The organism is Haloterrigena sp. H1, assembly GCF_005938085.1.
GTDB lineage: Archaea > Halobacteriota > Halobacteria > Halobacteriales > Natrialbaceae > Natrinema.
Genome location: NZ_SMZK01000001.1, coordinates 764105 through 778575 on the forward strand (window position 1 = coordinate 764105; position 14471 = coordinate 778575).

15 protein-coding genes are annotated in these 14471 nt (G+C 63.3%); all 15 read left to right on the plus strand.

Annotated elements, in window-relative coordinates:
* The first annotated feature begins 146 nt into the window (after positions 1-146).
* The 15 genes from E2L06_RS03905 (at position 147) to E2L06_RS03975 (ending at position 14383) form a co-directional block, all read left to right on the plus strand.
* Positions 147-551 carry an NADH-quinone oxidoreductase subunit A gene (locus E2L06_RS03905; RefSeq protein ID WP_138778794.1) on the plus strand — a complete coding sequence of 135 codons (405 nt, stop codon included), beginning with the start codon at positions 147-149 and terminating at the stop codon, positions 549-551.
* Complete coding sequence (locus E2L06_RS03910; protein WP_008009965.1) at positions 548-1255, plus strand: NADH-quinone oxidoreductase subunit B; 708 nt, start codon at positions 548-550, stop codon at positions 1253-1255. The genes E2L06_RS03905 and E2L06_RS03910 overlap by 4 nt, the downstream gene beginning before the upstream one ends.
* Positions 1252-2907 (plus strand): NADH-quinone oxidoreductase subunit D, encoded by a 1656-nt coding sequence (locus tag E2L06_RS03915; RefSeq protein ID WP_138778796.1) that lies wholly within the window; start codon positions 1252-1254, stop codon positions 2905-2907. Before E2L06_RS03910 ends, E2L06_RS03915 begins: the two co-directional genes overlap by 4 nt.
* Before the next feature lies 1 nt (position 2908).
* Complete coding sequence (locus tag E2L06_RS03920; protein ID WP_138778798.1) at positions 2909-4021, plus strand: complex I subunit 1 family protein; 1113 nt, start codon at positions 2909-2911, stop codon at positions 4019-4021.
* Complete coding sequence (locus E2L06_RS03925; RefSeq protein WP_008009959.1) at positions 4018-4479, plus strand: NADH-quinone oxidoreductase subunit I; 462 nt, start codon at positions 4018-4020, stop codon at positions 4477-4479. The genes E2L06_RS03920 and E2L06_RS03925 overlap by 4 nt, the downstream gene beginning before the upstream one ends.
* Before the next feature lie 41 nt (positions 4480-4520).
* Complete coding sequence (locus E2L06_RS03930; protein WP_008009958.1) at positions 4521-4793, plus strand: NADH-quinone oxidoreductase subunit J; 273 nt, start codon at positions 4521-4523, stop codon at positions 4791-4793.
* The gene (locus E2L06_RS03935) at positions 4790-5242 is read left to right on the plus strand and encodes a hypothetical protein (RefSeq protein ID WP_138778800.1); all 453 of its coding nucleotides are present in this window, start codon (positions 4790-4792) and stop codon (positions 5240-5242) included. The genes E2L06_RS03930 and E2L06_RS03935 overlap by 4 nt, the downstream gene beginning before the upstream one ends.
* A complete protein-coding gene (gene nuoK / locus E2L06_RS03940; protein ID WP_008009954.1) occupies positions 5239-5544 on the plus strand; it encodes an NADH-quinone oxidoreductase subunit NuoK in 306 nt (101 codons plus the stop codon). Before E2L06_RS03935 ends, nuoK begins: the two co-directional genes overlap by 4 nt.
* Before the next feature lies 1 nt (position 5545).
* Positions 5546-7597, plus strand: coding sequence for an NADH-quinone oxidoreductase subunit L (gene nuoL, locus E2L06_RS03945; protein WP_138778802.1), 2052 nt, complete (start codon positions 5546-5548; stop codon positions 7595-7597).
* Positions 7594-9120, plus strand: coding sequence for a NuoM family protein (locus tag E2L06_RS03950; RefSeq protein ID WP_138778804.1), 1527 nt, complete (start codon positions 7594-7596; stop codon positions 9118-9120). Before nuoL ends, E2L06_RS03950 begins: the two co-directional genes overlap by 4 nt.
* A complete protein-coding gene (locus E2L06_RS03955) occupies positions 9120-10646 on the plus strand; it encodes an NADH-quinone oxidoreductase subunit N (protein WP_138778806.1) in 1527 nt (508 codons plus the stop codon). The genes E2L06_RS03950 and E2L06_RS03955 overlap by 1 nt, the downstream gene beginning before the upstream one ends.
* A gap of 45 nt (positions 10647-10691) precedes the next feature.
* Positions 10692-12188 carry a DHH family phosphoesterase gene (locus E2L06_RS03960; protein WP_138778808.1) on the plus strand — a complete coding sequence of 499 codons (1497 nt, stop codon included), beginning with the start codon at positions 10692-10694 and terminating at the stop codon, positions 12186-12188.
* Between the two features lie 84 nt (positions 12189-12272).
* Positions 12273-12617 (plus strand): hypothetical protein, encoded by a 345-nt coding sequence (locus E2L06_RS03965; RefSeq protein WP_138778810.1) that lies wholly within the window; start codon positions 12273-12275, stop codon positions 12615-12617.
* Between the two features lie 87 nt (positions 12618-12704).
* Positions 12705-13532 carry a CBS domain-containing protein gene (locus E2L06_RS03970; RefSeq protein WP_138778812.1) on the plus strand — a complete coding sequence of 276 codons (828 nt, stop codon included), beginning with the start codon at positions 12705-12707 and terminating at the stop codon, positions 13530-13532.
* A gap of 110 nt (positions 13533-13642) precedes the next feature.
* Entirely contained in the window at positions 13643-14383 is a 741-nt protein-coding gene (locus E2L06_RS03975) for an NAD(P)-binding oxidoreductase (protein ID WP_138778814.1), read from the plus strand.
* Positions 14384-14471 lie beyond the last annotated feature (88 nt).

Below are 14471 nucleotides of genomic sequence, written 5' to 3' on the forward strand. Positions count from 1 at the left end.
ACCTCTCCAGGTACCTATATATAGGATCATGTGACTATTCACATGGGAGTTATTCACGCTGAAATCCCGTTGTGGCCCGTGTTTCCCCGAAAAACGAAGGATCAACCCTTATGTGCGTGCGGTTTGAAGCCCCGAACGTTACCGAGATGAATGATTGGATCGCCATCGGGGCACTGGCGCTCGTCGGGGTACTGATACCGCTCGGGATGATGACGGTATCGTATCTCCTGCGGCCCACGGTTCCCGAAACGAGTAAACGTGCCACCTACGAGAGTGGCGAGATTCCGACCGGCGGAACGCGCATCCGGTTCAATATTCAGTACTACATGGTTGCGCTGCTGTTCGTCGTCTTCGATATCGAGACCGTCCTCCTGTTCCCGTGGGCGGTCGCCTATCAGGATGCGCTCGCGGCGGATATTCCGCTCGTCCGCGCGCTCGGACCGATGCTGGCCTTCGTCGCCATCCTGCTCGTCGGACTCGCGTGGGCGTGGCGCACAGGCGCGGTACAGTGGGCACGGACACCTCGCCAACTGGACGCTGATAGACCATGAGTAGCGAACAACCACGCCAACAGATCTACGACAGCACCGCACCGTCGACGGACACCCGCGACTCGCGCATCGGGGAGGGTGCCGACGACCGCTTCAACTCTAAGCTTCGCGAGGCCTTCGGATCGACCCCGTTCATCCTCACGAAGTTCGACAAGTTCATGAACTGGGTGCGGGGCAACTCGATGTTCATGCTGCAGTTCGGGATCGCGTGTTGCAGCATCGAGATGATGCACACGTACGCGATCAAACACGACTTGGACCGCTTCGGGGCCGGCGTTCCGCGTGCCTCGCCCCGCCAGGCCGACGTGATGATCGTCCCCGGGACGATCGTCTCCAAGTTCGGCCCCCGGATGAAGCGGGTCTACGACCAGATGCCCGAACCGAAGTTCGTCGTCGGCATGGGCTCGTGTACGATCTCCGGCGGCCCCTTCCAGGAAGGCTACAACGTCGTCAAGGGTGCCGAAGAGATCATCCCCATCGACATCCACGTCCCCGGCTGCCCGCCGCGGCCGGAAGCGCTCGTCTACGGCATCGCTAAACTCCAAGAGCGGATCCGCAACGGCGAGTCGACGCCAGTCGTGGTCAAGCCGTACGAACTCGAGGAGTTCGGCGACCTGCCGAAAGACGAACTCGTCCAGAAGCTCGCGGACGACATCGACGAAGACGATCTCGTGATGCGCTATAACTGGGCTGATTCACCATGAGCACGGGACTCGAACGACAGCCGCCAGTCGAGGTCACCGAGGACGAACTCGAGGCGATCGTCGGTGATCGCGCGCTCGCACGCGACGATCATCTGAACGCGCCTGGATTCGTCATCCGGCCGGACGACGTTCAGGACGTTCTCAGAGACCTCCGGGACGAGGCCGGCTTCGACCACCTCGCCAATCTGACCGCACAGGAGTATCCGGACCGGTACGAATCGATCTACCACCTCCGGAAGTACGCCGATCCGACCCAGGAAGTGTCGGTCGTCGTGCCGACCACGACCGACGAGCCGGTCAGCCAGACTGCCGAACCGGTCTTCCGCACCGCCGACTGGCACGAGCGAGAGGCGTTCGACCTCGTCGGCATCGACTACGACGGCCACCCTGATCCGCGACGGATTCTGCTGCCCGAAACGTGGCAGGGTCATCCGCTCTCGCGGGGCTACGATCAGGAGAAACCCCAGCTGGTGACGCTGACGGAACACGCCAATCCGATCCAGCCCGACCACCACGACGACGAGTCGGACACGATGTTCCTCAACATCGGGCCACACCACCCGGCGACCCACGGCGTGCTCCACATCGAGACGGTGTTAGACGGTGAGACGGTCGTCGACGTCGATCCCGACATCGGCTACCTGCACCGCTGTGAGGAGCAGATCTGCCAGCAGGGCACCTATCGCCACCAGATCATGCCGTATCCGGACCGCTGGGACTACGTCTCGGCCGGCCTCCTGAACGAGTGGGCCTACGCACGCGTCGCCGAAGATCTTGCAGACATCGACGTGCCCGACTACGCGCAGGTCATCCGGACGATGGGTGCCGAACTCTGCCGGATCGCCTCGCACATGCTCGCGCTGGCGACGTTCGCACTGGACGTCTACGGCGACTTCACCGCCATCTTCCAGTATGGGATGCGTGACCGAGAGGTCGTACAGGACATTCTCGAGGACCTGACCGGCCAGCGGCTCATGTTCAACTACTTCCGGCTCGGCGGGGTCGCCTGGGATCTGCCCGAACCCCGCGAGGAGTTCATCGAGAAGACGCGTGACTTCCTCGATGGCCTCCCTGCGAAGGTCGACGAGTACCACGACCTGCTGACCGCAAACGAGATCTTCCAGATCCGGACCCACGACACCGGGGTCTTAGAGCCCGAGGTCGCCAAACAGTACGGCTGTACCGGCCCCGTCGCTCGCGGCTCCGGCATCGACTACGACCTCCGTCGAGACGACCCCTACGGCTACTACGAGAACTTGGAGTGGGACGTCGTCACCGAAGACGGCTGTGACAACTACAGCCGTGTCCTCGTGCGCATGCAGGAGGTCGAGGAGTCCGCGAAGATTATCGAGCAATGTCTCGACTTGCTCGAGGACTGGCCCGAGGACGAACGGACCGTCCAGAGCAACGTTCCGCGGACGCTGAAGCCGGATGCGGACACCGAGATCTACCGCGCCGTCGAGGGTGCGAAAGGCGAACTCGGGATCTACATCCGCGCGGACGGCACGGACAAGCCGGGTCGGTTCAAGATCCGCAGCCCGTGTTTCCACAACCTCTCGGCGCTGCCCGAGATGGCAGAAGGGGAGTACATCCCCGACATGGTCGCCTCGCTTGGCAGTCTCGACATCGTGCTCGGGGAGGTGGACCGCTAGTATGACCGGTACAACTGTCGCCGCGACCGACGCGGCGTCGGGGCTGCCGGCGGTCCCGCTGCAGGATACGGTCTTGCTCCCCGAGCGAATCGGTGAACTGACCGGCCTCGACGGGTTCGGTCTCGGCGGGGAACTCCTCGCGACGTTCCTTGCGGCCTTCCTCATCGGGAACCTGATGCTCGCGATGACTGGAGTCGCAGGGCCGTGGGCGAAACGAAAGATCACTGCCGCCTTCACCGACCGGATCGCGGTCAACCGGCTCGGGCCGGCAGGGCTGTTCATTATCGTCGCCGACTCGGTTCGACTCCTCTCGAAGGAGCTTATTATTCCCGAAAACGCCGATCGACCGGCCTACGATCTCGCGCCGATCGTCGTTGCGGCGTCGGCGCTGCTTGGGTTTGCCGTCATCCCGATGGGAAGCGGCCTCCACCTCGCGGACCCCGAAGTCGGACTTGCATACGTCTTTGCCGTCTCCGGGATCGCCAGCCTCGGGCTGGTGATGGCCGGCTACGCGTCGGCGAACAAGTACTCGCTGCTCGGCGGGCTCCGTGCGGTGGCACAGAACATCGCCTACGAGATCCCGCTGGTCATCACCGGGATGTCAGTCGTGATCTTCGCCGGCACGCTACAGATGGGCGAGATCGTCGCGGCCCAACACGAGACGCTGGTGGAGATCGCGGGGATCTCGATTCCGACGTGGTACGCGTTCGTCAACCCCTTCGCGTTCGTCCTCTTTCTGGTGGCGAACTTCGCGGAGGTCGGGCGCAACCCCTTCGATACGCCGGAGGCACCGACCGAGATCGTTGCGGGGTATCAGACCGAGTACTCCTCGGTTCACTTCGTGTTGATCTACCTCGGTGAGTTCCTCCACATCTTCCTCGGCGGGGCGATCATCGCGACGATCTTCCTCGGCGGGCCTGCAGGCCCCGTCCTGCCGGGCATCGTCTGGTTTATCATCAAGATCTGGGCGGTGTTCTTCGCGACGCAGTGGCTGCGCTCGGCGGTGCCACGCGTCCGGATCGATCAACTGATCGAGATCGGCTGGAAGGGACTGCTCGTCCTTTCGTTCGCTAATCTCGTTCTGACTGCGGTAATCGTGGGGCTGATAGCATGATCGGGATACTCAAATCGATGGCAACGACGATGAAACACGCACTGGATGGCTCTACGTTCACGGTGGAGTATCCGGAGACCGCACCGGACGTCTCGCCGCGGTTCCGCGGCGTCCACAAGTTCAGTCAGGAGCGGTGTATCTGGTGTCGCCAGTGTGAAAACGTCTGCCCGAACGACACGATTCAGATCGTCACGAACGATCAACGACAGGGCGAACAGTATAACCTCCACATCGGCCAGTGTATCTACTGCCGGCTTTGCGAGGAGGTCTGCCCCGTCGATGCCATCCTGCTGACGGAGAACTTCGAGTTCACCGCGGACACGAAACACGATTTCGTCTACAACAAAGAGCAGTTGAAAGCGGTACCGTGGTACAAAGACATCGACCCACTTGCCGCCCGCGAACCCGATCGGGACGCGTGGGTCGGTGAAGGTGAAGGGGAGGTCGATTACCAATAACGGGTCCGCCCGTCCCGCAAACGGGCAGTAACTACCAATACATGAACTACGAGCTGATCGCGTTCGCGCTGTTTGCGTTACTCACGCTTGCCAGCGCGGTGGGTGTCGTGCTCATGCAGGACCCGTGGCATTCGGCGCTCCTGCTGGGCGTGGCGCTGCTCAGCGTGGCAATCCATTACGTGATGCTGGCGGCGGAGTTCGTCGCCATGATGCAGGTCCTCGTCTACGTCGGCGGGGTCCTCGTCCTCATCACGTTCGCCGTCATGCTGACCCAGCGCGACGAATCCGACACGGACGAGGTGGTACAGGCATGACGACCGGCCCGAAACTCAGACTCGGCAAGACGCTGGTCCCGGGACTGCTCGCCGTCGGGCTATTCGGCGTGATGGCGCTGATTACGCTGAATACGGCCTTCGAGCCGATGACGACGGCCGCAGGGGCCGGCTTCCCCAACGATATCTCGATCACGGCCGAACTCGGCTACGCGCTGTTCGGCTTCGACGAACTCCAGCAGATCGGCGGCACCGAACCGTTCCTCGCCGCCGTCTTGCTCGTCGCCGTCGCACTCGACGCCGCACTCGACGCCTCCCTCGTCCTCGCGAAACGCGAGGAGGAAGGCGAACCCGTCGCGGCACTTGCAAGCGCCGGCGAGGACTCGAGCACGACTGGTGGTCCGGCGCCGGCCGTCACTGACGGTGGGACCGACGGCTCGAGTGCCGACACGACCGGGCAGTCCGCAGACGCTGGAGGTGACGGTCGATGACCGTCGACGTGCAGTATTACGTGCTGCTGTCGATGGCAGTGTTCTGTATCGGGCTCTTCGGAGTGTTGACGCGTCGTAACGCACTGTTGTTCCTGATGTCCGTCGAACTCATGCTGAACGCGGCCAATATCAATCTGATCGCGTTCTCGTTCTATCACGGCAACCTCACTGGGCAGCTGTTCGCGCTGTTTACGATGGCGCTGGCTGCTGCCGAGGTGGCCGTCGGACTCGGGATCATCCTGGTGTTGTACCGTAACTTCCGTGACATCGACGTCACGGTTCCGACGACGATGAGGTGGTAAGATGGCAGCAACAGCAACAGGACCGTTCGGATTCGCACCGGCGATCGCAGTGCTCCCGCTCGTGGCCTTCGTCGTCACGCTGCTCGTTGGGAAGCATCTGCCGAAGAAAGGCGCGCTTCCGGGTATCATCGCGACGGCGGGCTCGCTACTGATCTCGCTCGTGATGTTCGCGGCAGTCGGCGGCGGGAACACATATCACACGACACTGTATGAGTGGACGGCCGGCGCGGCCGCAAGCGAGACCGGCGCTGACGGGATCGCCTTCACGTTCGGCGTGTTGATCGACCCGCTTTCTGCACTGATGCTGGTGATCGTCTCGCTGGTCGCCTTGCTCGTCCACGTCTTCAGTCTCGGCTACATGAACGCCGAAGGTGAGACCGGGCTCCCGCGGTACTACGCCGAACTCGGCCTCTTTACCTTCAGCATGCTCGCCTTTGTCTTCGCGGACAACCTGCTGATGGCGTTCATGTTCTTCGAACTCGTCGGGCTGTGTTCGTACCTGCTGATCGGGTTCTGGTTCCGCACGGAATCGGCCCCCTCGGCCGCGAAGAAGGCGTTCCTGGTCACTCGCTTCGGTGACTACTTCTTCCTGATCGGGGTCGTCGCCATCGCCGCGACGTTCGGCACGGTCGGCTTCGCTGGCGAAGGATCGTTCGTCACCGCCGCCGAGACGGCCATTGACGACGGCGCGACGCTGTTCGGCTTCGACGCCCAGACGTGGGTGACGATCACCGGACTGCTCGTGCTCGGTGGGGTGCTCGGCAAGTCCGCGCAGTTCCCATTCCATACCTGGCTGCCCGACGCGATGGAGGGTCCGACCACCGTCTCCGCGCTTATTCACGCGGCAACGATGGTCGCGGCCGGTGTCTACCTGGTCGCGCGGATGTTTGGCTACTACGCGCTCAGTCCGACCGCGCTTTCGATCATCGCCTTCGTCGGCGGCTTCACTGCCCTGTTCGCGGCGACGATGGGCGTCGTCAAAGACGACGTCAAACAGGTGCTGGCGTACTCAACGATCAGCCAGTACGGCTACATGATGCTTGGACTGGGCGTCGGCGGCTACGTCGCCGGGGTCTTCCACCTGCTGAACCACGCCTTCTTCAAGGCACTCCTGTTCCTCGGTGCCGGGGCAGTCATCGTCCTCATGCACCACGAACAGGACATGTGGAAGATGGGCGGCCTCAAAGACAAAGCCCCCGTCACCTACTACACGTTCCTCGCCGGCGCGCTCGCGCTCGCGGGGATCGTCCCCTTCTCCGGCTTCTGGTCGAAAGACGAGGTGCTGTTCGACGCGCTCGTCATCGGCTTGGAGCAGCCAGTTATCCTCGCGGCCTACGCGATGGGACTGCTGGCGGTGTTCTTCACCGGCTTCTACACGTTCCGGATGGTCTTCCTGACCTTCCACGGCGAGCCCCGCTCGGAGACTGCCGAAGACCCACACCCGGTCGGCTGGGCCATCAAGGCCCCGCTGATCGTGCTGGGGGTCCTCGCGACGGTCACCGGCCTCGCGAACATGGCACCCGTCGCGGAGCTGCTCCACATCGACATCACTTACCTCGAGTTCTGGCTCGACGGCGAGTATGGCTCCGTCGAGGGACTCACCTACCATCACTACCACGAGATGGTGGCCTTCGAGGAAGGCGTCATCGGCGGCTCTGAGACGACGACGATGCTGTTGAGCGCGGGTCTGTCGCTCGGGCTCGCACTCGCGGGTGCGTTTACCGCACACACGCTGTACAACGTGCCCGAACCGACCCGCCACATGCAGAAACTCGGCGGCGCGTACAGCCTCCTGCGCAGCAACTACTACCAGGACGAGTACCAGGTCTGGCTCGCGCAAGGCTTCACACTGCCGCTGGCTCGAGCCGCCGACCGGTTCGACCAGACGGTCATCGACGGGCTCGTCAACGGTACGTCGACGGTGAGCCTGTTCAGCAGTAACTGGGTGAAACGCATCCAGACAGGTATCGTGACTAACTACGCGGCGTTGTTGGTGGCCGGGTTTATCGGCTTACTGCTGATTCTCGGCGCTCTCGGAGGGTGGTTCGTATGATGATCGAAATACTGATCGCGGTTGCATTGGTCGGCGCGCTGGTGACGTTCGTCGCGCCGAATCGTATCGCTGGCAAGCTCGCCTTCGCCATCAGCCTCGTGCCGGCGGCCCTATCGGTGTGGCTGTTCGCAGCCTTCGATGGCAGCGGAAACGCCTTGCTCGACGGCGAACTGGCGTTCGAATCACAGGCGGCGTGGCTCGAGATCGGCGACTACTCGATCTCGTGGTTCGTCGGCCTCGACGGGATCAGCCTGCCGCTAGTCGTCCTGACGACGATCCTCTGTACGCTGGCGATCGTCAGCTCGTGGACGCCGATCGACGAGCGCCAGTCCCAGTTCTACGGGCTCATCCTCTTTATTGAGGCGAACCTGATCGGCGTCTTCTCGGCGCTTGACTTCTTCCTGTGGTTCGTCTTCTGGGAGGCGGTCCTGATCCCGATGTACCTGCTGATCGGGATCTGGGGTGGCCCGCGTCGCAAGTACGCCGCGATCAAGTTCTTCGTCTACACGAACGTGGCGTCGCTGGTGATGTTCGGGTCGTTCATCTCGCTCGTCTTCGGACTCGGTGACTCGGTCACCTCCTTCGCGCTGCCCGAGATCGCGACCGCGATGCTCGCCGGCGGCCCCGAGGGCTTCTTCGGCCTGAGCGGGACGACGCTCGCGTCGCTCGCGTTCATCGGCATGTTCCTCGGCTTTGCGGTGAAGGTGCCAGTAGTGCCGTTCCACACGTGGCTGCCCGACGCTCACGTCGAGGCTCCCACGCCAGCGTCGATTCTGCTGGCCGGCGTTCTGCTGAAGATGGGGACCTACGCCCTGCTTCGGTTCAACTTCACGATGTTCCCCGAGCAGGTCGAAGCCTACGCGGTGCCGATCGCAGCGATCGCCGTCATCAGCGTCATCTACGGCGCGATGTTGGCACTCGCCCAGACCGACCTCAAACGGATCGTCGCGTATTCGTCCGTCTCGTCGATGGGCTACGTCATTCTCGGACTGGTCGCGTACACCCAGTTCGGTGTCGGCGGCGCGACCTTCCAGATGGTTTCCCACGGCCTGATCTCCGGACTGATGTTCATGTCGGTCGGCGTCATCTACAACGCCACCCACACCCGGATGGTCACCGACATGTCCGGGATGGCAGACCGAATGCCGATCGCCGTCGGCGTGTTGATCGCCGGCGCGTTCGGCTACATGGGACTGCCATTGATGAGCGGCTTCGCTGCCGAGTATTTCATCTTCTTCGGCTCGTTCGGCTCCGAGTTGCTCGCATACTCGGCGCTGTTTACCTCGCTGGCGATGTTCGGCATCGTCATCGTTGCGGGCTATCTGCTGTTCGCGCTCCAGCGGACGGTGTTCGGACCGTATCGACTCGAGACCGACTACGAGGTCGGCCGCGCCCCCGTCCACGACGTCGCGTCGATGATCGTCCTGCTGGGACTCATCATCACCCTTGGCGTGGCCCCTGACCTGATCTTCACCATGATAACCGACGCAATCGATCCGATCATCCAGGGAGGTGGGCTCTGATGGCACTCTTTCAGCTTCCCGAGTGGGCGGCGCTCGCCCCGGCACTGATCCTGGCAGGGACGGCGCTCGTCCTGTTCCTGTTCGATAGCATCAACCCGCGTTCGACGAACCGCGCGTTGCTTGCTGGCACCGCCGTCGCCGGCTCGCTGGCCTCGCTCGCCGTCGCCGTCTGGTTTACCGCTGCCGGCGTCGGTGCGACCGGGATCGAGAACTACGGCGTCATCGACGTGATGAACGGCCAGTTCATCGTCGACCGGCTGGCGCTGTACTTCATGATCATCATCTCGACCGTCACCGCCCTCGTCGCGGTGGCGAGCTACGACTACCTGCGCGATCACACCTATCAGGCCGAGTACTACTCGCTGGTCATCCTCGCGGCGACCGGGATGTCGATGATCGCGGCTTCGAACAGCCTCGTGACGATCTTCATCGCACTCGAGCTGACGAGCCTGCCGTCGTACGCGCTGGTTGCGATCCTGAAAGACAACCGCGGCAGCGTCGAAGCGGGGCTGAAGTACTTCCTGATCGGCGCACTGTCGTCGGCGATCTTCGTCTACGGCATCTCGCTGGTCTACGGCGCGACCGGCTCGCTGCAACTCGAGGACATCGCGACGAACCTCAGTACGGCAGGCGAGATGGGCGGCCTCCTCGGACTCGGCATCCTGATGCTGATCGGCGGGGTCGCGTTCAAGACCGCGAGCGTCCCGTTCCACTTCTGGGCCCCGGAGGCCTACGAGGGTGCGCCGGCACCGATCTCGGCGTTCCTGTCTTCGGCCTCGAAGGCCGCCGGTTTCGTGCTCGCGATCCGCGTGTTCACGACGGCGTTCCCGCTCGAGGCGACGACCGCCGTCATCGGCGTCGACTGGACGGTGGTGTTCGTCATCCTCGCAATCGTCACGATGACGCTCGGGAACTTCGCGGCGGCGACCCAGGAGAACGTCAAACGAATGCTCGCGTATTCCTCGATCGGACACGCCGGCTACGTGCTGATCGGGCTGGCAGCCCTCTCGACCGAGGCCGGTGACCTCGTCATGGGTGCGGCGATGATGCACCTGCTGGTCTACGGCTTCATGAACACGGGCGCGTTCCTGTTCGTCGCGCTGGCCGAGTACTGGGGCGTCGGTCCCACGTTCGAGGACTACAACGGCCTCTCGAAACAGGCACCCTTCGCCTCGGCGGCGATGGCCGTGTTCATGTTCAGCCTCGCCGGCGTGCCGCCGTTTGGCGGCTTCTGGAGCAAGTACCTGCTCTACACCGAGACGGTCAACGCGGCCGCGGACAACACGATCTTGCTCGTCCTCGCCGCCGCGCTCGTGGTCAACAGCGCGCTCTCGCTGTACTACTACTCGCGGCTGGTCAAGGCGCTCTGGATCGAGGAGCCGCTTCTCGACCGGGATCGTCTCGCCCAGCCGACCGGGCTCTACGCGGCGATCATCGCTGCCGCTGTGATGACCGTCGTCATCCTGCCGGCGTTCGACCCGATCGCCACTGCCGCACTCGAGGCGGCAGCGGCGGTCGTGGGCTAACGTGACCCGGTAGCTTTTACCCCTCGGGGTCGCAAGCCGCGATAAATGGTTTTCCGGCTCGTGCTCGGTTGCGGGACCGTCTGTCGGAAGGTGACCGAACAGGTCGCCGAGCGCGACGGCCGCGTGCTCGTCATCACCGACGACGAAAGCGCTGTCGAGACGTTGCGCGACGAGAGCGTGCCCGCTCGGCACGCGGATCCGACCGATCCCGACACCATCGCGAGTGTCGATCAACCGGATGTGATCTTCGTCGCAGGCAACCGGACCGATGGGAATCGGACTGTACTCGAGATCGCGCGTGACCAGTTCCCCGCCGTCTCGATCGTGGCCTATCTGGGCGGAAACGCGACGGCTGCGGACTGCGATCGGTTCACAGCGCTGGCGGATCACGTCATCGACCCGGTGGACGCGATGGCCGACCGCGCCCTCGAGGGGACGGCGAGTCAGTCGGCCGAAGCGGCGATCGAACTGCGCGAGCAGCTCACGGGGATCGACGGTCGGCTGGCAGTCATGATGCACGACAACCCGGATCCGGACGCGATCGCGAGCGGGGTCGCACTCGTCGACGTCGCCGAGTCCGTCGGCGTCGACGCCGAGGCCTGCTACTTCGGCGAAATCTCGCATCAGGAAAACCGGGCGATGGTCAACTTACTCGATCTGGACCTGCGAAACCTGGCCGCTGACGAGCCGTTGACGGACTATTCGGCGTTCGCGCTAGTCGATCACTCCCGGCCCGGCGTCAACGACCAGTTGCCGGCGGACCTCCACGTCGATATCGTGATCGACCACCATCCACCCCGCGGGCCGGTCCCCGGCGAGTTCGTCGACCTCCGGCAGGGGGCGGGGGCGACCAGTACCGTCCTCACGGAGTATCTCGAGCATTTCGATCTCGCGTTCGAGCCGGCGACGGCGACGGCGCTGTTGTACGGCATTCGCGTCGATACGAACGACTTCACGCGGGAAGTCTCGCCGGCCGACTTCCGGGCCGCGTCGGTGCTCTCACCCCACGTCGACACCTCGATCTTACAGCAGATCGAACAGCCGTCGCTCGAGGGTGAGACTCTCGAGACGATCGCGCGGGCGATCAAAAACCGGATCGAGCGGGAATCGGTCGCCATTGCCAGCGTCAACCGGGTCAGCAACCGGGACGCGTTACCACAGGCCGCAGATCAGTTGCTGGCAATGGAGGGTATCGAGACGACGCTGGTCTTCGGATTCGACGAGGAAATGGTGTATCTCTCGGCCCGCTCGCGAGCGGCGGACGTCGATCTCGGCGAGACGCTTCGGGACGCGTTCGATCGGATCGGCAGCGCCGGCGGCCACGCCGACATGGCCGGCGCACAACTCGAGATCGGCATTCTAGGCAGTGCCGACGACGAAGAAGAGGTCGAATCGATCGTCAGCATCGTCGAAGAGGTGATTATCAACCGCTTTTTCGAGGCGCTCGAGACGCGGCCGGGGGTCCCGGTCGGGGCCTACACGCAAACCAGCGAGTGGCTATTCACCCAGCGCAGTGGGTCGGAAGACGGCGAGTCGGCGTGACTGCCCGACTCAAGTCGACAGCTGTCGAGCCGCTCGTGGTCGGTGCACAACGTCTTTCGTCGTTGTTTTCATACGATAAATCACATGGCGAAAACACGTCAGTGGCTTACCGACACGATCGCGGGTGTCTCGACGCTCACCGGCCTCAGCGGATTCGTTCTCGCTGCGAACGGAGAACTCCAGTTCACTACCGTCTTTGCGGTCCATGCGACTGCTCTCGGCCTGTACGCGGCCGTCACCTATCTCGCCAGTAACGCTCCCCTCTCCGTCGAAACGCTTGTCTCGATCGCGCCGGTCCTCGGAGCCACTACCGTGGTCTTCCCACCTCGAGCCAGGCTGGGAGTCGTTTCACTGCTGCTCACTGCCGGTGGTATCGCGCTTTCGCTTGTCAGGACAGAGACGGGATCTGCAAACGGCATCGTCGAGTGACCTTCTCTTCACGGTAAACGGCGTAATTCTCTCGCTGTCTAAAGATAGAAGACAGTGCTTTTGCGCACGGCACCCATATAATCAGCTATGGAAGTCGTGTCGGACCGGACTAAGCCCCGGGTCAAAGACTACATGACACGCGACGTGGCGACGGTGTCGCCGGATGAAACTGTCGGCGAGGTCGCACAGCGGATCGCCGAGAGCGACGAGCACAGCGGCTTCCCCGTCTGCGAGCGCCGCCGCGTCGAGGGGTTTATCAGCGCCCGCGATCTGCTACTCGCGGACGACGATGATCCGATCTTCAAGATTATGGCAACGGAGTTGCTAGTCGCCCACCCCGATATGAAGGTCAACGATGCCGCACGGGTTATCCTCCGGTCGGGTATCCAGAAACTCCCCGTCGTCGACGACGCCGGCAACCTCGTGGGAATTATCTCGAACGCCGATGTCATTCGCAGCCAGATCGAACGCGCGACCCCCGAGAAGGTCGGCAAACTGACGCGGACTCTCGAGCAGATCCACGAAATCGAACTGACCGAGGAACGCCGAACCGTCTCCCTTTCGGAACTGACACCCACGCAGGGTCGGGTGTACGCAGACGAGCTCGAGGGGCGGCGCTACGAACTCGAACACGGGCTGGCAGAGCCGCTGGTGGTCATCGACAACGGCGGGACGCTACTGCTGGCGGACGGCCACCACCGCGTGCTCGCGGCCGATCGGCTCGGAATCGACGAAATGGACGCCTACGTCATCGTTATCGACCACGAGATCGACCTCGGGATGGCACGCACGGCGGAAAAAGAGGAGTTAGAGAAGATCGACGACATCGACGTCGTCGACTACGCGCGACATCCGTTAGTCCAGACGACGAAGCGACTCCAGTCCGACGACGGTGACGACGGCAAAGACGCATAGACCCACCATCGATTATACGACCGCCGACAGCCGTTCGTGTTGGGTGCGTCGACAGTCGTGATCGGCAACTGCTGGTGAGCGTTTTCCGTGTCCGTGCGGTAACTCGCTCGATGACTCGCTCACGCACTTTCGATCGAGCCCTCGTTGCCGGTGCCAGCGGGGAGACCGGACAGGAACTCCTGTCGGTCCTGCGGCCGACCGACCTCTCGGTGCGCGCGACCACGCGGTCGTACGCGAACGTCGACATGCTCGAGCGACACGGGGCCGACGACGTGCACGTCGCCGATTTCTTCGAGTCGGCCGACGCCGTCGCAGCGGTCGACGACTGCGATATCGTCTACTGTGCGCTCGGAACGCCGCCGGGGATTCGCCACACGATCGGCGCCAAACTGGTCGATCGAACCGGCGTGATCAATCTCATCACTGCCGCTGTCGGCGCCGGCGTCTCCTACTTCGTCCTCGAGAGCGCGATCGGCGTCGGGAACTCGAAAGCGGGGCTGGCGCTGCCAGCGCGGCTCTTGATTCGGGGTTCGCTGTTGGCCAAGCGGGACGCCGAAACGGCGCTACGCCGGTCGGGCCTGGAGTACACGATCGTCCGTCCCGGCAGGCTCACGAACGACCCACCGAGCGGTGCGGTCGTGGTCAACGAGGGCGGTGGTTCCTTCTCGGGGTCAATTCCACGGGCCGACGTCGCGCAGGTGATGGCGGCGTCGCCGTTCACGCCAGACACGCGGAATCGAACTCTCGAGGTCGCCAGCCGCGATGGCATGACGAACGAATCATCCAATCCCGTCAATATCGACTGGGCCAATGACCGCATCACGGCCGGACGCGAACACCGCCGTCTCTAACCGTCGATCACCGGGTAGGCTCCGGCCGTGTAAACCGCTCGATCGTCCGCACTGGCATCGGCCGTAGCGGGCAGCAAGCCAAACGAGA